The sequence below is a fragment of the Phycisphaerales bacterium genome (assembly GCA_029268515.1).
Taxonomy (GTDB): Bacteria; Planctomycetota; Phycisphaerae; order Phycisphaerales; family SM1A02; genus JAQWNP01.
Genome location: JAQWNP010000010.1, coordinates 233163 through 254094, shown reverse-complemented (window position 1 = coordinate 254094; position 20932 = coordinate 233163). Strand labels below are relative to the sequence as shown.

At 49.4% G+C, this 20932-nt stretch carries 15 protein-coding genes and 1 tRNA gene; 7 read left to right on the top strand and 9 right to left on the bottom strand.

All coding sequences use genetic code 11. The features are described from left to right. Positions 1-122: 122 nt before the first annotated feature. The gene (locus tag P8J86_07605; GenBank protein ID MDG2054556.1) at positions 123-1151 is read left to right on the top strand and encodes a hypothetical protein; all 1029 of its coding nucleotides are present in this window, start codon (positions 123-125) and stop codon (positions 1149-1151) included. A 100-nt stretch (positions 1152-1251) separates the two neighbouring features. On the opposite strand, the gene P8J86_07600 is transcribed toward P8J86_07605, so the two are convergent. The 4 genes from P8J86_07600 to P8J86_07585 form a co-directional block, all read right to left on the bottom strand. After that, on the bottom strand, positions 1252-4989 hold the full coding sequence (locus P8J86_07600; GenBank protein ID MDG2054555.1) for a HEAT repeat domain-containing protein: 3738 nt from the start codon (positions 4987-4989) through the stop codon (positions 1252-1254). A gap of 18 nt (positions 4990-5007) precedes the next feature. Further along, positions 5008-6522, bottom strand: a complete 1515-nt coding sequence (locus P8J86_07595) for a DUF1501 domain-containing protein (GenBank protein MDG2054554.1) — start codon at positions 6520-6522, stop codon at positions 5008-5010. Positions 6523-6532: 10 nt separating this feature from the next. Beyond that, a complete protein-coding gene (locus tag P8J86_07590) occupies positions 6533-10117 on the bottom strand; it encodes a PSD1 and planctomycete cytochrome C domain-containing protein (GenBank protein ID MDG2054553.1) in 3585 nt (1194 codons plus the stop codon). A gap of 186 nt (positions 10118-10303) precedes the next feature. Beyond that, positions 10304-10377, bottom strand: a tRNA-Pro gene (locus P8J86_07585). A 131-nt stretch (positions 10378-10508) separates the two neighbouring features. On the opposite strand from P8J86_07585, the gene P8J86_07580 reads away from it, so the two are divergent. After that, positions 10509-10826 (top strand): hypothetical protein, encoded by a 318-nt coding sequence (locus P8J86_07580; protein ID MDG2054552.1) that lies wholly within the window; start codon positions 10509-10511, stop codon positions 10824-10826. A 64-nt stretch (positions 10827-10890) separates the two neighbouring features. Here P8J86_07580 and P8J86_07575 read toward each other — a convergent pair whose 3' ends face one another. After that, positions 10891-11190 (bottom strand): hypothetical protein, encoded by a 300-nt coding sequence (locus tag P8J86_07575; protein ID MDG2054551.1) that lies wholly within the window; start codon positions 11188-11190, stop codon positions 10891-10893. A gap of 96 nt (positions 11191-11286) precedes the next feature. Here P8J86_07575 and P8J86_07570 point away from each other — a divergent pair, with 96 nt between their 5' ends. The 3 genes from P8J86_07570 (at position 11287) to P8J86_07560 (ending at position 12714) form a co-directional block, all read left to right on the top strand. Continuing rightward, a complete protein-coding gene (locus P8J86_07570; GenBank protein MDG2054550.1) occupies positions 11287-11679 on the top strand; it encodes an NADH-quinone oxidoreductase subunit A in 393 nt (130 codons plus the stop codon). Positions 11680-11882: 203 nt separating this feature from the next. After that, positions 11883-12362, top strand: a complete 480-nt coding sequence (locus P8J86_07565; protein MDG2054549.1) for a response regulator — start codon at positions 11883-11885, stop codon at positions 12360-12362. Between the two features lie 61 nt (positions 12363-12423). Continuing rightward, a complete protein-coding gene (locus P8J86_07560) occupies positions 12424-12714 on the top strand; it encodes a hypothetical protein (protein MDG2054548.1) in 291 nt (96 codons plus the stop codon). Positions 12715-12747: 33 nt separating this feature from the next. On the opposite strand, the gene P8J86_07555 is transcribed toward P8J86_07560, so the two are convergent. After that, positions 12748-13395, bottom strand: a complete 648-nt coding sequence (locus P8J86_07555; protein ID MDG2054547.1) for a TetR/AcrR family transcriptional regulator — start codon at positions 13393-13395, stop codon at positions 12748-12750. A 357-nt stretch (positions 13396-13752) separates the two neighbouring features. Here P8J86_07555 and P8J86_07550 point away from each other — a divergent pair, with 357 nt between their 5' ends. Both P8J86_07550 and cphA read left to right on the top strand, forming a co-directional pair. Further along, positions 13753-14655 (top strand): cyanophycinase, encoded by a 903-nt coding sequence (locus P8J86_07550; GenBank protein MDG2054546.1) that lies wholly within the window; start codon positions 13753-13755, stop codon positions 14653-14655. A 13-nt stretch (positions 14656-14668) separates the two neighbouring features. Continuing rightward, on the top strand, positions 14669-17374 hold the full coding sequence (cphA, locus tag P8J86_07545) for a cyanophycin synthetase (protein MDG2054545.1): 2706 nt from the start codon (positions 14669-14671) through the stop codon (positions 17372-17374). A gap of 6 nt (positions 17375-17380) precedes the next feature. Here cphA and P8J86_07540 read toward each other — a convergent pair whose 3' ends face one another. The 3 genes from P8J86_07540 to P8J86_07530 all read right to left on the bottom strand — a co-directional run bounded on the left by P8J86_07540 (position 17381) and on the right by P8J86_07530 (position 20822). Further along, on the bottom strand, positions 17381-18526 hold the full coding sequence (locus P8J86_07540) for a M20/M25/M40 family metallo-hydrolase (protein ID MDG2054544.1): 1146 nt from the start codon (positions 18524-18526) through the stop codon (positions 17381-17383). Positions 18527-18649: 123 nt separating this feature from the next. Further along, positions 18650-19333 carry a hypothetical protein gene (locus tag P8J86_07535; GenBank protein ID MDG2054543.1) on the bottom strand — a complete coding sequence of 228 codons (684 nt, stop codon included), beginning with the start codon at positions 19331-19333 and terminating at the stop codon, positions 18650-18652. Positions 19334-19637: 304 nt separating this feature from the next. Next, the gene (locus tag P8J86_07530) at positions 19638-20822 is read right to left on the bottom strand and encodes an AI-2E family transporter (GenBank protein MDG2054542.1); all 1185 of its coding nucleotides are present in this window, start codon (positions 20820-20822) and stop codon (positions 19638-19640) included. Positions 20823-20932: the final 110 nt, after the last annotated feature.

Here is a 20932-nt window from a genome sequence, read left to right as displayed (position 1 = left end):
GTGTAATAATTGTTTTATACTGAATAGGTGATGAACTTGGTAACAACAGACTTCATCAATTTGTGTTTTCTTTCAACACACCAAAATGCTCGGAGGGGTGCATTAAAATGAAAATAAATAGCATGTTTTTTATCACGTCATCGTTGATGACTTTGGTGCTCAGCATATCAGTCGCCAATGCTTTCCAGCCATCACCAGCGCAAGAGCAAATCATCAAACAAATGCAAGTAGATCAAGCATCAGAAGCTTCGGATCGCTTGTACAAACTCGACTCGGTTATGCAGGCAAACTACGCCAAAACTCAACATGCAGTTGGCCAAATGCAATCACCTGTCATCCTTGCCATGTTCAACGGTAATGGCGGCAAATACATCTTACGGCGCGATGGAAAGCAGGTTGCCGTTGAACCAGTACCTGCGATCTATGAACAAATCAAATCGGTATCACATACATTGGTCGGCATCTTTGAAATCGTCTCACCGTACTTTGAGTACTCTGAGTCTGGAAACTGGCGAGCAGATTTGTCGGATTACAACCAATCTATGAAGGAAGCATTAGCGACTTTAGACAATGCTGGAATGCCTACAGAATTTGAGAGCTACTGTCGTACGATTCTCAAGGGTGGCATTGCGTTTATGGACAATGCTCTGGCAAAAGGTCACTTTACTGCTGAAGACTATTCGAAGTACGCGAGGGACCTCCTCCCCACTGTCATGAAAACTGTTGCCTTGGCTGGCAAGCTACAGGTTGATCACTTTGAAGCTGTGGTCAAGAAGTGGCGAGCAGAGATGGGTGAAGAAGAATGGTCACGTCTTTATGCCGTCGTCAACTCAGCCTGGGCGATGAGAAGACAAAACGTCCACTTCCAGATCATGGCTCAAATGATGGGACGAGATGCCATCAATGATCGATTGATCATGGCAGAGGCTCTGAACGATGTCACTGAGGATGATCTACTGATGCTGCTCGGTCGCGTTGTCAACGACCGGGTCTTATCGATTCTTGTTTTTGACCAGACCTATCGAATGGATGTCGAGCTTATGGGTGAATCAGCTCGCGCAGCAACCCAAGAGGCTGCGTGTCCACACTATCCGGCAATGAGTTCGGATTGGATGCCCTATGAAGAACATAAGATGCCAAACGAAAATTAGATAGGCCTGTGTTCCCTCAACAAGTTAGTTCTCGAAGAAGATTTCTCCAGAAGTCCACACCAATTGAGAGCATGAGTAACTGCACTGAGCGATCTTCGTCTCAGTTTTCGTTAGATTCTAAAGTCATTAGATATGCCATCACATCACGCATCTCGATAGGAGACAGATATTGGTGCATGGCGGGCATCGCTGACGACGCGCCATAGCCATCAGCAATCAACTCTTGTGGCATCAGTAGTGAGCTGAGCAACTGATCACGAGTCAATCTACTTGCCACGCCATCCAATGATGGTCCAGATTCTCCGCCGACACCCTCAACGAGATGACATCGCAGGCAACTTGCTCCCGCATGATAGAACACCAACTCTCGACCACGAACTGGATCACCCCCTTCACTGGCCAGGCCATAGGTAGCCGCGAATCCTGAAGGTATTACTTTCTGCCAATGAGTTAAGTGTGGCGCTATCGCTGCCCCACCCTTTTGTTGGCTGGCCATGAGAATGTCCAGATGCAAAGAGCTTGGTTTTGTTTCAATATTCTGAAGCAGCTCCAACAGCACTTGCTCCGCTTCAATATTCTCAATCAGGCCAAGAGCTTCGATGGCGGCTCGCTTCTGCTGTAAATGCGAACCATTGATCGCTTCAAGCACTATTGGCAGCGCTGCTTCTTGATCATATTGGGCAAGTAATCGTATTGCTTCTGCTTTTAGGTTTGGATCACTGCTTAGAAGGGCTGTGTCGATCGCCGGTTGCCTTGTTTTCGCCTCTCTGCAGAGTAATCGAAGCATCGTTTGACGTTGATCAAATGGTGCTTGCGTATCCTCCAGTGCCTTCTGAAGCACAGATGTATCAAGAGCGATGTTATGAGCAGCCGCAATCTGCTGGGCAGGTACTGCAACCACCGGATGCGACTGTGTCAGCGCTGGCATGATCTGGGTCATTGCTTCACGCCACTGCTCAGTGTTTCGCTCAGTGACAACAGGCCGATATCTTCCTTGCACAAGATCGCGTGGCCTGGGCTTTGGCCATTGAGCGAGCACATCAATCGCCTCGCGACGAATCACTGCTGGCTGGGTAGGGTCGAGCGCCAATGCCGCAACCGTTTTGATTCGATGGGCATCACCTGTTCGCAATGTCGCTGCTAATGCTCGACGTGTGACCGCCATTTCCGTTCTTGTCGCAGTCCCAGTTGGGTCGCTGATGTTGTTTCCGATAGGCCGCTGCCAACGCCCGTCTGGTTTCTGCCAAGCAATGGCAAGATGATCCTTACCGCTGCGATCACAATGGCGAGCTTCAAGAATATAAGCGGTGCCTTCGGTCAATTCGATCGGTTCAGAAATCTGATTGGGTTGTTGATCCCACGTGTTTTTATCTACCCAATCATCAACCCTTGATAGGAACTGCTTTTGATCCGGTTGTTCCTCAGGCCATATAGACAATACGGCGCTATCATCGCTACACAATGCAAACCGGTACTCGCCCGCGTCGGAAACCACGAATCGGCCGGTCATCTGACTGACAAATTGATCACTTTGATTGTCAGGTGCAACAAATGTCTGCAATGACAGAATCTCATCAGGCTCACGATCAAAGGCAACAAGTGTTTCCAATTCATGACTTGTTGCAAAAGGCACATTATCAAAACGCTCAAGCTGAACCGTATATAGATCTTGTTGCGACGAGCGTTCATACACCGGCGATGCATCTATCGAGGTTCGTACCAAAGATGGAAGCACATCTGCTAAGGCGATGTCTGCACTGGCAATGGGTTTGTCATTGATCGCCCTGGCAGCTTCGGCTGCAATCATCGGATCAGAATCTCGAAGCAGTCGAGCGACAGCGGGATCTTCCAGACGCCGCAAGGCAAGAAGCGCGGCCATTCGAACTGATGGCATGGGATCACCGAGTAGCTCAACAAGTCCGGCGCGATCGTCTATACGAACGAGAGCCATGACACCTGCATGACGCAACCAGCGATCTTCATTGTCATTGGCCCAAAGCATTTCCAAAATAGCATCAACCGCAAGTGGATCACCGATCCGACCAAGCCCCATTGTCGCGTGGTAGACCACACGTGGTTCCTCATCAAATATAAGACTGATCAGTTGTTCATAGGCTGGCTGATACGCTTCATCTCCCAACACTCGGGCTGCTTGACTTCGAATTTCCGGATCTGGATCCTCAGTGACCTCCATGACCGCGCCCAATGGATGGGATGCATCACCAACTTGGTAATCGCCGTAACGGGCAATCATTCCAAGGCACCAAAGACTGTGAATCCTCGCCATTTGTTCTGCATTGGCATCCTGAGCAATCACCGCCAGCGGCTGGATAGAGGTTTCACCTCGATCGGCCAGCACAAACTGAGCTCGCTGGCGGATGCGCATGTCAGGGTGACTAAGTAAAGAAAGCAGTTCAGAGGTCTCGCGGTGCTTAATGCCTTGAGCAATTAACTGAGCCGTCTTCTGCAATTCCAGAGCTTCTGCTTGATCATCAGATGATAAGACAATCAGTCTACCTGTTTCCGAACCCTCCCAACCTTGAACCCAATCTGAGACGACCATCGATCCATCCCAGTTAAAGTCAACATCAGTACAGAGAATCCCTGACACAAAAGGATGCACATCTTCAACACGAAATCCAGCCCCATCTGGAACCATCTGCATCGCAAGCACACTGCTATTTGTCGGACTGCCAGTAAAGTCACACATAAACAGATGGTCTTTGTAACGCTCGGGTAGACCTTGCCCCGGATACGTAGTCAGGCCAGATGGTCCGCTGCTCACATGCTTAAGTGGTGGAAGTGACCATGCAGGTCGCTCTGGATGGTCAGTTTCCCATAGCCCCTCTTGAACCCATGGCCCACGAACGTTTTCCCCATCGACTGATTGGTAATTCATCTCCCAACCAGTCTGGCCCCCTTCAGCAATATAGGTCATGCGCGCTTTGTCACCAGCGTCTGAATTATTATCACCTGTGAAGAGATAGCCGTAACGATCAAAAGCCAACTCTTGAGGGTTACGTAGTCCGTAATAAAAGACCTCTAACTCAGAGCCATCTGGTTCACATCGAAAGACAGCACCTGCACGTGGGTCAGCAAACCGCCGCCCTTCTTTACTAATCACGTTGTATCCACGATCACCGATTGACCAATAAAGGCGACCATCGGGGCCCCACACCAGACCATGCATGTCATGCCCCCGAAGTGCATCACGAACACCAAATCCAGAATGGACCGTTGTACGCTGATCAGCAATACCATCATTGTCCTGATCTTCTAATTGCCACAAGTGAGGAATGCAGGCGTACCAGATCTTTCCATCACGGGCGATTAAACCAGCACCAGTCCCAGACAGCGGTTCATCAAAACGATCCGCGAAGATGGTTACTTTGTCTGCGAATCCATCTTGATTCGTGTCTTCGACGATCCGAATTCGGTCTTCTTTTTCGGTATACCAGTTCATACCGTTTTCACGCTTGTGCGCCCACTTGTGATATTTTGCAAGCCGATCTTCAACTGTTTGAGATGCGAGATCGTCGAGCAACCAATATGGTTGACTCCGGTTATCCTCAACACCGTGCTCTTGACGAAATGACTCCGCAACAAGGACTCGGCCTTTCTCATCAATACAGAAAGAAACTGGATCCATCACCATCGGCGTACTTGCCCAAATCCGAACGCTCACGCCTTCTACCGCTTCAATACCGGCAAGTGGCTCTGGGGGCAATTCTGTTTGTATGGCCGGCTCTACCACCTGATCTTCTTGACCGATCGCAGATAATGAATACATATTGCTAAGGGCGACAAGCAGAACGCTCACAAGCATTTTCTTAGACACTTCTACTGCCTCACATTCTTACAATAAGATTGGTTTCACTATATTGCCATGAACATCTGTCAGTCGATAGTCACGTCCTTGATGACGGTAGGTCAGTTTCTTATGTTCAAGCCCAAGTAGATGAAGCATCGTTGCATGAAGATCGTGCACATCAACTGGATTCTCAATAATATTGTAAGAGTAGTCGTCTGTCTTACCATATGAGATGCCAGGCTTAATACCACCGCCTGCTAACCAGATCGAAAAACAACGTGGGTGGTGATCCCGACCATAGTTCGTCTCAGACAGGGCGCCTTGGCAATAAACCGTACGCCCAAACTCTCCAGCCCAGAGTACCAGGGTGTCATCGAGCAAGCCTCGTTGCTTAAGATCCTTCACGAGTGCCGCTTGAGCCTGATCAACCGCATTACACTGACTACGAATTTCTGTCGGCAAGTTACCGTGCTGATCCCATCCACGCATGTAAAGCTGAACGAATCGCACGCCGCGTTCTGCGAGCCGCCTGGCCTGTAAACAGTTGGCTGCAAACGAACCGGGTGTTCGGACATCCGGACCATACATTTCAAGGGTCGCTTCTGACTCATTAGAAATATCAGTCAACTCTGGAACAGACATTTGCATTCGATAGGCCATCTCATACTGAGCTAACCTTGCTTGCACATCCGGATCAAGGCTGTGTTGGAACTCATCTTCATTAATGCGTTCAACCAAATCAAGCATTTGTCGACGATCATCCCTCGAAACTCCATCAGGATCTCGCAGGTAAAGCACACTGTCGCGCCCAGTTCGGAGCTTGCATCCCTGATGCTCACTCGAAAGAAATCCGCTACCCCAAAATCGAGCACTCAGCGCTTGCATGTTGCCCTTACCCTGCGTGATCATCACCACAAAAGTTGGCAGATCAGCATTCATGCTCCCAAGGCCATAACTCATCCATGACCCAAAACAGGGACGCCCCACTTGCTCAGCGCCAGTCTGAAAGAACGTGATACCAGGCTCATGATTAATAGCCTGCGTGTGCATTGACTTAATAAAACAAAGATCCTTCGCGATACTTGCCGTATGAGGAATGAGCTCAGAGAGCATCACCCCATCTTGGTTATTTTCGTAGCGATTAAATTTAAACATCGAGGGTGCTACGGGAAGTCGGTCCTGACCACTGGTCATCGTGGTAATACGCTGACCATCTCGAATCGACTCGGGCAAATCGCTATCAAACTGATCTCGCAAATTCGGTTTATAGTCAAACAAATCAAGTTGACTGGGCGCTCCTTCCATATGCAGATAAATAACCCGCTTGGCTTTGGGCGCATAATGTGGAAGATTTGCCAGCAACTGCCCCGGCGCGGAGGTCGGATCAACCGATGGGCTTTGAGCGGAGGCTCGAGGAAGAAGTGACCCCAATGCCAGTGTTCCAATACCGGCGCCCATAGTGGACGCAACTTTTCCAAAGAAGCGACGGCGTGTGATATTCCTAAGGTACTCCTCAAGAGGATCGGCACAGGCTTGTCGAATTCGTTGCTTTGAAGACATGATCTAGTTGTTAGTCCTTAACAATTGCAGCATCACTCGACATGATTGCATTAGCAATGAGTGTCCATGATGCAAGATCCACAGGCGAAATGCTATCAGGAACTGGAGATTCTCCAGTTGAAACCAATAATTCAGCGTCTTCCGGTGCCCTTGCAAACCGATCACGGTACTCATCCAAAGCTGACTGAAGCACCTCTTGAAGCTCTGGACTGAGCTGACCTGATGTGATCCAACGATAGAGCAACCCTAGTCTTTGCTCGTCATGGTCTTGCTCGCTTATGACACGTGCTGCAAGACCACGCGCTGCTTCCACGAATTGAATATCGTTCCAAAGAACTAAGGCCTGCAGAGGCGTGTTGGTTGTCAGTCGCCGGGTGACACAATATTCACGTGTCGGGGCATCTAAAGTGAGCATCGTTGGAGGCGGCGAGGCTCTTTTCCAGTAGGTGTACAAAGATCGCCGCCATAGTGCATCACCAGTGTCTTGTACAAATGTGCGGGTATTGGATTGCGGCATGGCAACTTCTTGCCACAATCCCGTGGGTTGATATGGCTTTACACTCGGGCCACCAAATTCCTCAACCAGCAACCCAGAAATATAAAGTGCCTGATCTCTGATCTGCTCGGCAGATAACCTCTGCCTGGGATACCAACCCAGTAATCGGTTGTCAGGGTCAATCGCTCTCGCTTGCTGATTGCTTGCAGAAGACTGACGATAAGTGGCGCTCATCACAATCAGCTTCAATAGAGACCGTACATCCCAACCTCCTCCGCGAAACTCCACCGCCAGATAGTCGAGTAACTGAGGATGAGATGGCCATGCCCCTTGCAAACCAAAGTCTTCTGTTGTTTCAACCAGGCCGGTACCAAAGAGCATTTCCCAAAATCTGTTTACGGCCACACGGGCAGTCAGTGGATTCTCGTCACCTACCAGCCATTGCGCTAGATCAATTCTTGTTGCCAGCTTGGTCTGATCAAGAGATCCAAGAAAGGAAGGCACACTGCGTTGCACTTTTCGCTGCTCATCTGGCGCATCATAGCGCCCGCGCTTCATGACATAGGTGTCACGTGGCATTGATCGCTCTTTCATAATCATTGTCTGAGGAATAGCGTTGGTGAGTCCCGTCTTCTCGCTTTCTAATTCTACTATCTGCTTAGATAACGCTCTATAGCGGGGCGAGTATCTCAATCGCCAAGCATGATCAATTTTTTCCCGCATGGCATCTGTGAGAAGTTGTTCTGGTATTGCGAGCGCCACCATCTCTACTGGAATTTCTGATTCATTATCCAAAGCGCGGTAATACATACCACGCGGGCCACCAGTATTGGTGACCTTAAGTACCAGCGTGTTAAGCCCTCGCTTCAAGTTCAGCGTGACTTGATCTTGATCAGCAGTGACACCACGATTGACCTGGTTCTCATGAATCAAAGAGCCATTGAGATACACCTGAAGGCCATCATCACTTCCTAATGAAACCTTTAGTGTTCGAGCACTCGCCACAAAAATCTCTCGCCCAATATATTCAGCGCCAATCCCTTGCGCCAGAGTCACCAGACTTTCATCAATCACACCAGGTGCATAACGCCAAGATTGTTTGTTGTACTTCTTCCCAAAGTTCAGCGGCCCAGATTCTTCAGGACCAAAGGCTGTGCTGTAAGAGGTAGCACCATTTTCTGTTGCATACGGACCAACGATGTACCAATTAGAGCTGGCCGCAGGAAGTCCGCCTAAAGCTGACTCATCTAACTCTCCAAGCCAGATTCGAACACGACCAAAACTATGTTGAGCATAAATTGAATCATAATTAAGACGAACTACCAACAAGCTACCACCCTCATAACCGAAAGGCTCACTTGCCACGAACAACGCCTGACGACCTCCGTCTATCTGGTGAGCCGCAACCGCCCAACCTCGACCATCTTCAGGTCTCAATGCATTAACAACTGGGTAGTCTCCATTACCCTGTGAGATATCCGACCATGCCCATGCCAATTCAATGGAACGCCGCATGGTGGGATCTGCCAGTGAAACAACTTCTGCGCTGAGTCCAGTCAAGACAACGTTGCCATTGGCAGCACGCCCCACGCGCCCAAGCGGCAATGTCTTGTCTCCCATTGCCTCCAACATAATCGCGCGCAATCCTGTGGCTTGAGTCTGCATAATTATCTCATGCTGGTCTTGGTCAGGATTGACGCCAGAAGACAGAATAGAACTATCTGACTGTGGGGTAAGTGTGGTACCGGATTTACTAAAGGCAGATACAACACCAGGTCGTTGCCACTTCCAATTGCCTTGATCTTTAAATTCTTCAATGAAGGTGGCAATACGGTCTGCTTCTTCAGATACTGGCTGCGTTTGCTCTTGTCGGAGCTGCAGAAGCGACGCGTCTATCGAAGAAATTTTCTGGCGAGACTCCTCACTACCAATTGTCATCGCCGGCTCTAAGGCTCGATATGGATCAGGCACTTGTGAATAAACGCCTGGCTCTTCATTGTTATTAAAGAAAGAGAGAAGACCGTAGTAGTCTTCTGAAGTTACTGGATCAAATTTGTGATCATGACACTGCGCGCAACCTACCGTCAATCCTAAAAAGACCTCGCCCGTTGTGTTCGTTCGATCAATCGCATACTCAAACAGATATTCCTCATTAATGGCGCCCCCTTCATCACTAGTCACATGATTTCGATTGAAACCACTGGCCACTTTCTGAGATGGTGTTGCACGAGGAAGCAGATCTCCCGCAAGTTGTTCGATGACGAATTGATCAAAAGGCAGGTTATCTCGATAGGCCTCAAGTACCCAGTCTCGCCAGAGCCAGATCGATCGCCCTGCATCCATATGAATACCACTGGTATCTGCATAGCGTGCCTGATCCATCCAAGGCGTTGCCATACGTTCCGCATAGCGGCTTCGATAAGGCTCTTCGTTCAAGAGTCGATCTACAAGGCGTTCATAGGCATCAGATCGATCATCCTGCTCGAACGCCTCCACTTCCCGAGGCGTGGGTGGAAGCCCTGTTAGATCAAGATATAAACGTCGAATCAAAGTTGCCTGATCCGCTGGTGGATTGGGTCTGATTCCCTGAGCTTCGAGTCGCGCAATAATAAAACGATCGATAGGATTTAAACACCACTCTGGTTCTACTACTTGTGGTGGATCCAAATGCTCGGGTGGTGAAAATGCCCAGTGGGATTCATAGGTGGCACCTTGTTCTATCCAACTCCGAATTGTCTCGACCTGCGCGTCGGTGAGCGCATGTTTGCCACTTTCTTGTGGCGGCATTTGGAAGTTAGGATCCTTCGAACGAATCCGGTGAAACATAAGCGATGCATTAGAGTCACCTGGAACGATGGCCGCGCCGTTCTTACCTTGCGCTGTTGCAGATTCAAACGAGTCAAGTCTCAAACCTGCCTGCTGATTGGCGCGATCTGGTCCATGACAGAGATAACATCGATCCGAGAGTATTGGTCGGACATCACGTCCAAAGAGAACCTCATTGGGATCGGTAGAGCTTTCTGCAGCACTGCTTACCGACAGCAATACAAGCAATAGCCATCCGCAAAGTCGATCTCGTCTCCACAGCAACACACTCATATGTCGATCATATCGCGCGGGGGCCCCCCAACGATGGCCAGAAACTTCTAGTTTCACCCATTTGTGTCACTGGCGGGCTCTAAAATACGTTGTCAGGGCCTCTTTTGAGAGAGCCGATGAGCCAGATGCCTCACCGATCAAATCTGGATAAAAAAAGCCCACTCTTTTGAGTGGGCTTTTGACCAATCGGGGCGACAGGATTTGAACCTGCGGCCTCCTGCTCCCAAAGCAGGCGCTCTGCCAAGCTGAGCTACGCCCCGTGGCGGATGATTCTAACAAGCGATCAGTATTGAGCCACTAGATGTCAAAAAACTTGCTCATTGCCATGAGTCCGGTCACACTTGTCAAAGATAGAAGCATGCTATTAGAACCCCAAAAAGGAGCTCCTCACGTGACAAAGCAAATCTCCCATATTTCCCAGAATTTAGGCTGGATCGTGGCCTGTATTGCAATCGGAGCACTTGGCTTCATGATTGGACAAGGCCCAGCGGCAGCTCATGCCCAACAAAATCAGCAGCAGGCCCAACCCCAGAAACCAGCCGCCAATGCCGGAACTCCGTTTCTTGTCGCAGCAGCCCCAATCTCGCGCGAGGGTAGCACCCGAGCCATCGCTTTATTCGATCAGTTTGGAAACATGCAGCTACTACAACCAACAAACGCAGCGATCTGGATGGATCCTAGTCGTCGAAGCAACTGGTCAGTCAACTGAACAAGTTGCGTACAACGTTCAAGACAACCAATCACTTAGTTAGGGGCCACCGATTTCAGCTGGACTATCGGCTATAGCCGTAGCGGCCACTGCCACCCCAGAGTCCAAGGTCGAGCAGCAACGCAATAAGGATCACCACCACACCAACTGGTGTTCCAGGATTTTCTAATGAGCTGAATGCCCAGCAGTAAGCCAGTGTCGTCAGCGGGAGGAAGATCCAACCTAGGATCGGCAAGAGCCAATAGAACTGCCCCGAGAAAAGGTTCTCAAATGGGCCTGTCACCCAAACGGGCTTAACCAACCACGCGATAAAGAGAATCACGCGTGGAAAAAAGAGGGCAAATAGTGCGACCAGACAAGGCATCGCTCTATTATGGTGCCTAGCTGGCCTTGAGACAAGAGGCCGTCAAAGGTACCCTGCCCCTGCATCAAGACACCACTGGTGGATCGGATACCCCCAATGCTATTTCTCGCAAGCGACATTAATGCCTATATACCAGTTGGTATTTTGCTTTTGATGGCTGTTGCATTTCCCGTCATCAACCTGATTGGAACCAGCCTGCTTGGTCCCAGTCGTCGTGGAAAAGAGAAAGAAGCTGCCTACGAGTCCGGCATGACGCCAATCGATACGGCTCGAAAGCGTTTCAATATCCGCTTTTATGTTCTTGCGATGACTTTTCTCGTCTTCGATGTTGAGATCATCTTCCTTTACCCATGGGCCGTGAGCTATACCCAGCTCGATCCTCAAAGCGGTGAAGCCTCTTTATTCTTGGGGCGAATTCTATTTTTCATCGCAACGTCAGTCATTGCATACATCTATGCATGGCGTAAGGGTGTGTTCCGCTGGGAATAGCCAGCTCTCCTCTATCAGGCATTTCCTGCTGGAAGCGTGCTTTTCACGGCCTTAAGACCACCTTGGTCTTTTAATAACAATGACTTTTGACAAGGCCTGAAGCTAACTGGCTCAATGTCACGTACCCATTAGCAGAGATGTCAACACCGCCCTCTCCCTCGTCATATCTTGCGGTTGGCATCGAAACAAGGGAGCTCAGCCCCATGTCGAAGCTTTCTAACCGCCGTGCGGGCGATTCCCGTCATATAGACTCACCTCAACCGCGGGCACCTCAACTACCCCGGGAATCTCCGAATAAGCCATTCCAATCACCGCGGCGGCAGGTGCTTGTCATTGATGATGAGCCACTGCTCCGCCAACTCATAAACGACTATCTCCATCCACTTGGATACTCGGTGCTGCAGGCCAGCAACGGTGAAGATGGCCTGCAATTAGCCAACCGGCATCCGATTCATGTCATTATCCTCGACATCAATCTCGGTGATATGACTGGGTTTGATGTCGTCAATATTCTCAAGAGTCGAGCACACACGCGAGATATCCCTGTCATTGCATTCACTGGCCTCGCACAAGATCAGGAGCGAAGGGCAATTCTGGCAGCAGGTTGTAATCACTATGTTCGCAAGCCGATCCATCTCAGTAAGCTAGCAGCCATCGTTTCAAGAGCGGCTTCAAAACGCTAAATTCACATGCATGGTGAATTGGTCTGCTAGCATTCACTGCTCTGACATGAGGAGCTTCTAAATGGATCACATCACCGAACGAATCACGCAACTCGAGTGCAAAGTAGATCAACTCAAGGTAAGTAATCAACGGCTGAAATTTGGCGTAGTTGGGCTTGGCGCCTTGTTGATTTTAGGGACCGCACTAGGTGCATCACGCATGGCGCCGAGTGGTAGTGGCGCAACAGCTGATAATCCACTCTACGTCTTACCTGTAGATCAAAACGGTAATTTCTGCACCAGCAATGGTTCGGTCAATACCATCTCCATCATGACAAACAGTCGCGATGGAAATCAGCCCTACAATCAGTAAGACAACTCGTTTGCTGAACGAATCTGATCAGTACTAAAATGGGTACGGGTATCTCTCATCCAATGATTGACTGCCTTTATTTACCATCAACAGCCGCTCTGCTGCATCAACGACGATACCGTAGTAATGCATCGCACTGCCTTTCAGTTGTCCCATCTGGATCTGACGAGGAATGTTGACAAGTAGCCCATCAAGCATGACCCGTTGAATCTGAGCCGACTCATTCCGAACCACCCTCTGACACTGACCGCGCCGAATCAGTTCAAAGACCAGCATGTCTTGCTGAATTGCGAGGTTTCCGGTGCCATCACCGTATGGATAAGGTGGGCGCAGCAGTAAATAGCTAAACGCCGCCGAGTTTCGATCATAGAAGCTCAGCGTGATTCGTATCCAACCACGAAGCAGACTCTCAAATGAACCACCGCGTTCAAGAAGGTCTGCCTTTTCCTCTAACAATTTTGCTGCGATCCGCTCATAGGACTCTTGAAGGAGATCATCTTTGCCAGGAAAATGCCGGTAAATCGCCCCCTCGGTCACACCCGCTTTTCGGGCAATGGCACGAATTGAGATATTTCGGTCCCGCCCCTCAGAGGTCAGATCGATGGCGGCCCCGATCAGCCGATCCTTGGTGGACTGCTCTACAGGATGCTCTTTTTGGCGGTAGTTCGGTACTGCGGTCATTGAATAGCTCCACATATGAGGACAGGAGATTCAGGCGGCGCAGCACTGAAAGCGGTTTGGTTTGGAGGGGACATGATGGCGGCCCCTTCATCTGACTGGATTACTCCCCTCCATACGGAGCCTCCTTGGACGGGTTCGCTTCAGCCAGAACGAACTTGTCGTTTCTCGCCCTAAAGACTCCAATATCGACGTTTTTAGCGAGCTAAACGACCTAGATAGGCAACTCGATGAGTCGATTTTGGTGTCAGCCCACGCCGCTGGAGCTTCATGCCAGTCTAGTTGGCTATCCCGCCCCACTGACTGGTCAGTCTGGATTACACTGCGACATGCAAAACTGCCCCATGGAGATGAATCCCTGTGGATTCAACATGCGGCTCTATTGGTAGGAAGAAGGCCGGGCTTATCACTTTGAGTGAATCATGTAATGGATCCTTGTTTGTCGTCGGCGGCGCCGAAGATCGGGAAAATAGCCGACGAATTCTGCATCGGTTTGTCCAGACTTCGGGTGGGGACAACGCACGTATTGCTGTCGTTGCAACTGCATCTACCGTTCCTGAAGAGCTGCTTGAAGAGTACAGCTCCGCGTTCACAGCCCTTGGTGTCAAGGACCTTGAACTCGTCTATCACGAACATCGCGTGGATGCCGAAAATCCCAAGGGCCTGGAAATCCTAAAGAATGCAACCGGCGTCTACTTCACAGGTGGCGATCAACTCAAGCTTGTCACACTATTAGGTGGTACTGCTTGGACGCGTGTTCTTCATGAGCAACATCGCTTAGGCACGCATATCGGTGGAACCAGCGCCGGCGCCTCAGCGATGAGCACGGTCATGATTGCTCGCGGTACTTCAAGCCGCACCCCTCGACTCTCTTCAGTTCGCCTGTCCCCTGGTTTGGGAATACTTCATCGTGTCATCGTGGATCAGCACTTCCAAGAGCGACATCGACTTAATCGCCTTATTGCGGCAGTGTTGAGAAATCCCTACATGCTGGGATTCGGTATTGATGAAAATACCGCGTTCATTGTGGATCCAAAAGGCAATGTCAATATTGTCGGAAAAGGCACACTGACCGTAGTCGATGCTTCAGATCTTATACACTCTAACATCCCAGAAATCCGAGAATCCGACCCCATCTCTTTTGCTGGGGTCAAGCTACATATCCTTGCCGAAGGGTGGGGAATTAATATTCGCAATCAACGTGTGGTCCTACCAAAACACAATAAGCCCAATTCGCAAGAAACTGAAAGCCCAGTCAACTGACGGAGCGAGCCCTATGAAAATCCTTGACATTCACGCACTTCGTGGCCCCAGCATCTATCACAACAAGCCATGCATCATCATGCGACTTGATCTTGAAGATATGGAACAACGGCCGAGCGATACCATGCCCAAATTCCGTGATCGACTTGAGAAGATCATCCCATCACTCATTGAGCATCGCTGCAGCGTTGGAGAGCGAGGCGGTTTTCTTCAACGCGTTGAAGAAGGCACATGGATGGGGCACATCATGGAGCACATTGCCCTTGAGCTCCAGACGCTTGCTTCCATGGATGCAGGATTCGGTAGAACACGAGAAACAAAGACGCCTGGCGTCTATAACGTCGTTTACCGATACATCGAAGAGAACTGCGGCATCTACGCCGGCGAAAAGGCGTTTGAGCTCATCGAACTTCTAGCCGACTCTCGTGAAGATGAGTTTGACATTGATGAAGTAATACAACATCTCAAGGAGTTACGTGAACGATATCAACTTGGACCTTCGACTCGAAGTCTTGTAGATGAAGCTGTACGTCGTGGAATCCCATGGATTCGACTTAACAACCGTTCTTTAGTTCAGCTTGGGCATGGTGCTCAGCAAAAACGTATCCAAGCAACCACCACCAACGAAACTTCCATGATTGGTGTGGAAATCGCCTGTGACAAAGACTCAACTAAGCAGCTTCTTGGTGACTCTGGCGTACCGGTTCCAATTGGCGAGGAAGTACAGTCATTACGCGGCGCTCTTTCTGTGGCACATGAGGTTGGCTTCCCCGTTGTCGTCAAACCAAGTAATGGCAACCATGGCAAAGGTGCCACGATCGGTATTACCGACGACGAATCGCTTGAACGAGCCTTCGATGTTGCAAAAGAATATTCACGCTACATCATTGTTGAGAAGAAACTAGAGGGACACGACTTCCGTGCTTTGGTCATTAATCACCAATTCATCTCTGCAGCTCAACGCGTTCCAGCTCACGTTATTGGCGACGGCAAGCACACCATTCAAGAACTGGTTGATTTAGTGAATAAGGATCCACGTCGCGGATTTGGTCACGAAAAGGTGCTGACTGAACTCACCGTAGACGCGATGACTGAGCGACTTCTGCTTCATCAAGATCTCTCTCTTGATTCGGTCCCTGAACCTGATCAGATGATCGTATTAAAATCGACAGCGAATCTTTCAACAGGTGGAACCGCCGTTGATGTTACAGATCGCGTGCACCCCAACAATGTTGCGATCTTTGAACGAATTAGTCGAATTATTGATCTTGATATCTGCGGAATTGACATCATTGCAGACAATCTTGAGAGCCCAATGGATCGCATCAATGGTGGTGTCATTGAAGTGAATGCAGCGCCTGGCTTCCGAATGCATCTTGCTCCAAGTGATGGCATTGGTCGAAACGTCGCTGAGCCTGTTATCGACATGCTGTTTCCTGATGGAAATGATGGCCGAATTCCAATCATTGCATTGACCGGTACGAATGGAAAGACAACCACAACCCGTCTTATGTCACACGTCATTCACTCTCGTGGATATCACGTGGGCTACACTACTTCAGACGGCGTATATATCGACAATCAATGTGTGATGAGCGGCGATATGACTGGCCCATTCTCGGCGCAGGCAGTGCTCAAAGATCCAATGGTTGAGTTTGCTGTCCTGGAATGTGCCCGTGGAGGCCTGATTCGCCGCGGCCTTGGCTTTAACTCTTGTGATATTGGCATTGTCCTGAATGTGGCTGAAGATCATCTGGGCATGAACGATATTCATACGCTTGATGATCTAGCCCGCGTCAAACGTGTCATTGTGGATGTGGTAAGACCTTCAGGATGGGCCATTTTGAATGCGGATGATCCATATGTTTCTGCGATGGCCGACTACAGCAAGGGGCGTGTCACCTACTTCTCCATGGATCCTGATAACGAGATTATCCGTGAGCAATCTCAAAAGGGCGAAGTCAGCTGCATTTATGAAAGCGGATTTATTACGATTCTTAATGGACATTGGATGATCCGGGTTGCCAAAGCTGTAGAGGTACCACTCACGATGGAGGGCCGAGCTCCATTCATGATTCAGAATGTACTGGCGGTGACACTGGCTGCTTTCCTACGAAAAATAAAGCCGGCAGATATTCGAAATGCACTGCGTACATTTGTTCCTGGCTTTGCAACGACACCTGGCCGCTTGAACCGAATGCAGATAAACGACATCGAGATTCTTGTCGACTTTGCGCATAATCCTGCTGGCTACAGAGCACTTGGAAGTCTCATTGAGAGAATTTCAGCAAAACGAAAAATCGCCACAATTAGTGCTGTAGGCGATCGTCGCGATGTTGATATTGAAGAGATGGGTAAACTCGCCTCAGGCATGTTCACTCATATTGTGATTCGTGAGTCAGAAAAATACCGACGTGGTCGCGAGGCTGGAACTATTGCCAACTTACTTAAACAGTCAATTATTGATAGTGGCTTTGATGCCGCCAATGTTGAAATTGAAGTCAATGAGCGAGAAGCTGTCCAGAAGGTACTTGGTATGGCAGATCCTGGTGACTTGGTCACAATCATGGCCGATGATATTTCAATGTGCCAAGAAGAGGTCGAGAAGTTCCGCGAACATGCTGAACCCAACAAAATTACCCGCGATGATATTCCCAACCTAGTGCGAGAAGCTCCGCTGCAACCAACACCAGAGCCTGAGCACGAAATTGCAAAGTAAAGTGCGCTATGAATCGAAGGCGGGCCTTTCAACTACCCACCCAACCTGCTCATAGTACATCTCGATCGTCTTCATATATGGCGAAGCTTCACTGAGATGCTCTCCGCATCTCACCAAGAGCTTCACTAAGTTATTAAAGTCAGCAATCGAAATATATTCCAAGCCCACCGCTGCTTGCTGCGGTGATTCTAATTCCACTCGGGTCAGGTCACCCTGATTGTGATAGTTTCCAAGCGGTAGACAGACGCAGGTCGCATCGTAGCCATACGAAAAGAACACGGTTGCTTCACAGGTACCCCCTGGCATGAGTTTCCTTTGATACTTAAAGCCCTGACATGATTTCGTCAGGTCTGCAGCAACCTGCGCCACTGCAGCCGTGAGTTCTGGGGAAAAGGTGGAGACCTTGTCTCCAACTCGGACAATCGGCCCTGCTCCAAGTGGTGAGTCTGGAAAGCTCCGAGAGTTTTCGAGCGTGAGCATCTGCGCACCTTTGGGGATCCAGCCTAACTTGCAACTTGCAGTGGCCCCAATGAAACCAACTTCCTCCGCACGGGTCAGCAGTACATGAATCCCCTGCCCCTTGGTCTGCTCACGAAGTGAGTCCATTGCACAAAGTGCTGCTGCAACTGCGGCCAAATCATCACACGCATTGGTATGAAGGACGCCTTCACCATCAATATGTTGGTCAGGCAGATCCCAGGTACCAACCGTACCCAATGGAACCTCATAAGGCATATCAAGGCGAGCCTCACACTGACGAAGTGGCTCAATGTTCTGCGTCGATATGATGGTGGCCGGTATGACCTGACCATCATCAAGAAAGAGGTTGATTCGCCCATCAGTGAAGTAGGGATCACGAACGGTACCGCGGAAGGAGAGCCTGACTCGCCCTTCGTCCAAACGTTCTTCAACAACAAATGCTGGATGATCTAAGTGTGCAGTGACATAGAGTGGTCGCTCGCCTTGGTCATCAACCATATCCTGACGATGGATAATGAGATTTCCGGCTTCATCTTCTTCCAACACCAGATCTTTTCGTTCACTGACCCAGTCACGAATCCAGGCAATGACTCTTTGTTCACGACCTGCGGCTGTAGGCAGAGCTGTTATTTCACGAAGCCACTTTAGGTGCTGGGCATTTGTATCTGACATACACACTCCGATATAGCAGAATTCTAATAGGCGCCGCACTGTACTCGAAAGCAAAGCGAAAGGTGGCTGGATATACCAGCCACCTACCGCTTTACTCGTGATTAGAACTATTGGTTACGGTTTTTACACCCGACGACTCGATCGACGACGTCTACCTACGAGCCCTGCAAGGCCGAACAGAGCAAGTGCCCCTGGAGCTGGTACGTTCATATAAATTGTTGGATTATCGACCCAAGTGGTTTCAGTAATACCGGTCCACGTTTCGCCTGAGATATTCATATCAGTCACATTTGAAAGGACTGTATAGAGATCAGCCATGGTTGCTGTCTGAGCACCTAAGCCATAATCGACTTTCCAGCCCACACCCATATCAAATGCATAATCAAAATGGTGCCATACATTCGTGGCAAGTCCCTGATTGCTACTCGCCCACAGACGGACGTCGCCACTCCAGAATGTCACTGAAGATCTCCGATCATCCATGATCCAATCTGCACCCCAATCATAAAACACACCTCCATTACCTACGGCTGCTGAAAAGTCGCCGTGGAATTTGTCTGGCGCTTCAAATATATAGCCACCAGGTGTCACATCATGGAACTCCATGTGCCCGTCTGGTGCACCACCATTTGGTAACCAGGTTGGTGCGTAGTAGCTGGATACATTGTTGATCGTATCCTTCACTCTCCATCCATCGAGATCTTGGTCGTAGTTACTGTGTGCCAAATAGGTTTGAGTTTGAGAAAGAGCAGGGGCAGAACAAAGGAAAAGCGTAGCTAAAGCAATCAATCGGTTTGAGCGTTTCATCGAAGCAACTCCATGGTTTCAGACCGAAGTGTGTGGAGTTGCCATCGCCCCACTCTCAGCCCACCTGTCATGGAAACCGGTTGAGATTTTTGACCAATGCCTTCACGACATTGGCTCCAATGAAAGACGCGTAGAGTTTTCGCTACACGGGCAACATTTCTTAGAAAAAATGAGTTCCCAGCTCTCAGAGTCGAAATCAGGCCCTCTCACCCAATAAATGAGGGCCAGACGGGGTCAATTCACATCGTTTTGAGCAATGGTCTCGAAAATGAGCACGACCTTTTCAGAACGAAAAAATGACCGGCTAGCATGACTGCGTGGGATTTTCGCTGCGCATTTCCTTTTCTCGATCGCGCACCTCGGCGTCTGACGCAAGCAGAACAGCAATCCAGGCAAGATCGGGGGTGTGCTGCAGCATGATCTTGAGAATCATGGTCAGCGGCACTGAGAGAATCATCCCAACTGGCCCCCATACCCAACCCCAAAATACCATTGACAGGAATACAACAAGTGTTGACATTCCTAACCGAGTACCCATCATTCGTGGCTCAATGATGTTGCCAAGCACGTTATTAATAACCAGGTAGCCTGCCAAAATAACTGCTGCCCATTGCCAATCCAGCATGACCCAAGTCAGTAGTACTGGTGGAATCGCCGCTAATATTGATCCAAAGGTTGGAATGAAATTTAATAGAAATGCAAGTAAGCCCCAGAGCACTGGATAGTCAGTACCGACCAGCCAACACAATCCACCAGCCAGAATGCCGGTTGCCAAACTCAGTATGGTCTTAACTTTGATATACGTCTGAAGATCGCCAACAATCCCTGAAAACGCTTCAAGATCTGCTTCTGGGTTTGTTACCGCCACACAGAACTTCCGCGGCAAACCTGCTGCTTCAGCCAGTATGAACACAACCATAAGCATGACAAACACAGTGTTTGACATGATGCTACTCAGTGCTCTTAAAGCACGCGTAATAAATGGAAGCAGATTAGAAGGATCACCTATACCACCTGTCTCTGCTTCGTCTGCCTGAGCCATCTGATCTGTTGCAATGACGCTCGATGTCGTCGGATCAACGGTGTCGTCAGCTTTACTTAGTAAAGGATTGACGTAGTCGCCGAGTCCAATTTTTTCAATAAAGGGATCAATTGGCTTCAGTCTTTCCTGGAGCGCTGTTTGGTAGTCTGGAAGACGCGTCAGAAAGCTACTGATTGACTGGTTCACAATGAGACCAACAAACACAAAGGCGACTAAGACGACCACAAAAACGATAATAACTGCCAACCACTGGGGCACTTTTCGTTTCTGCAGCCAATTCACAGGTGGAATACATAAGACCGCAAAGAAGACCGCGGCCGCTATTGGCACAAGCAAACTAGACGCGAGCTGCAGACCAGCGACAATAACCACCAACCCCGCCAATGCCATAATCAGACGCCACCCATTTACACCTACGCTCGCTTGGCTTTTTGTAGAGGATTCCATTGAGCTTCTCACTTGGGATAATAAAGATCTTAGGCTACCGCTAACTATTGTCGGCTATTAACAGGCGATGAGAAAAATAGTTGTTAGATAGTAAAAGCGACAATGCTCAT

Excerpts from the sequence above, each read along its gene's own strand:
- P8J86_07605 (MDG2054556.1), top strand. The coding sequence starts at position 123 with ATGTTTTTTATCACGTCATCGTTGATGACTTTGGTGCTCAGCATATCA.
- P8J86_07595 (MDG2054554.1), bottom strand. The coding sequence starts at position 6,522 with ATGTCTTCAAAGCAACGAATTCGACAAGCCTGTGCCGATCCTCTTGAG.
- P8J86_07590 (MDG2054553.1), bottom strand. The coding sequence starts at position 10,117 with ATGAGTGTGTTGCTGTGGAGACGAGATCGACTTTGCGGATGGCTATTG.
- P8J86_07575 (MDG2054551.1), bottom strand. The coding sequence starts at position 11,190 with ATGCCTTGTCTGGTCGCACTATTTGCCCTCTTTTTTCCACGCGTGATT.
- P8J86_07570 (MDG2054550.1), top strand. The coding sequence starts at position 11,287 with ATGCTATTTCTCGCAAGCGACATTAATGCCTATATACCAGTTGGTATT.
- P8J86_07565 (MDG2054549.1), top strand. The coding sequence starts at position 11,883 with ATGTCGAAGCTTTCTAACCGCCGTGCGGGCGATTCCCGTCATATAGAC.
- P8J86_07560 (MDG2054548.1), top strand. The coding sequence starts at position 12,424 with ATGGATCACATCACCGAACGAATCACGCAACTCGAGTGCAAAGTAGAT.
- P8J86_07555 (MDG2054547.1), bottom strand. The coding sequence starts at position 13,395 with ATGACCGCAGTACCGAACTACCGCCAAAAAGAGCATCCTGTAGAGCAG.
- cphA (MDG2054545.1), top strand. The coding sequence starts at position 14,669 with ATGAAAATCCTTGACATTCACGCACTTCGTGGCCCCAGCATCTATCAC.
- P8J86_07540 (MDG2054544.1), bottom strand. The coding sequence starts at position 18,526 with ATGTCAGATACAAATGCCCAGCACCTAAAGTGGCTTCGTGAAATAACA.
- P8J86_07535 (MDG2054543.1), bottom strand. The coding sequence starts at position 19,333 with ATGAAACGCTCAAACCGATTGATTGCTTTAGCTACGCTTTTCCTTTGT.
- P8J86_07530 (MDG2054542.1), bottom strand. The coding sequence starts at position 20,822 with ATGGAATCCTCTACAAAAAGCCAAGCGAGCGTAGGTGTAAATGGGTGG.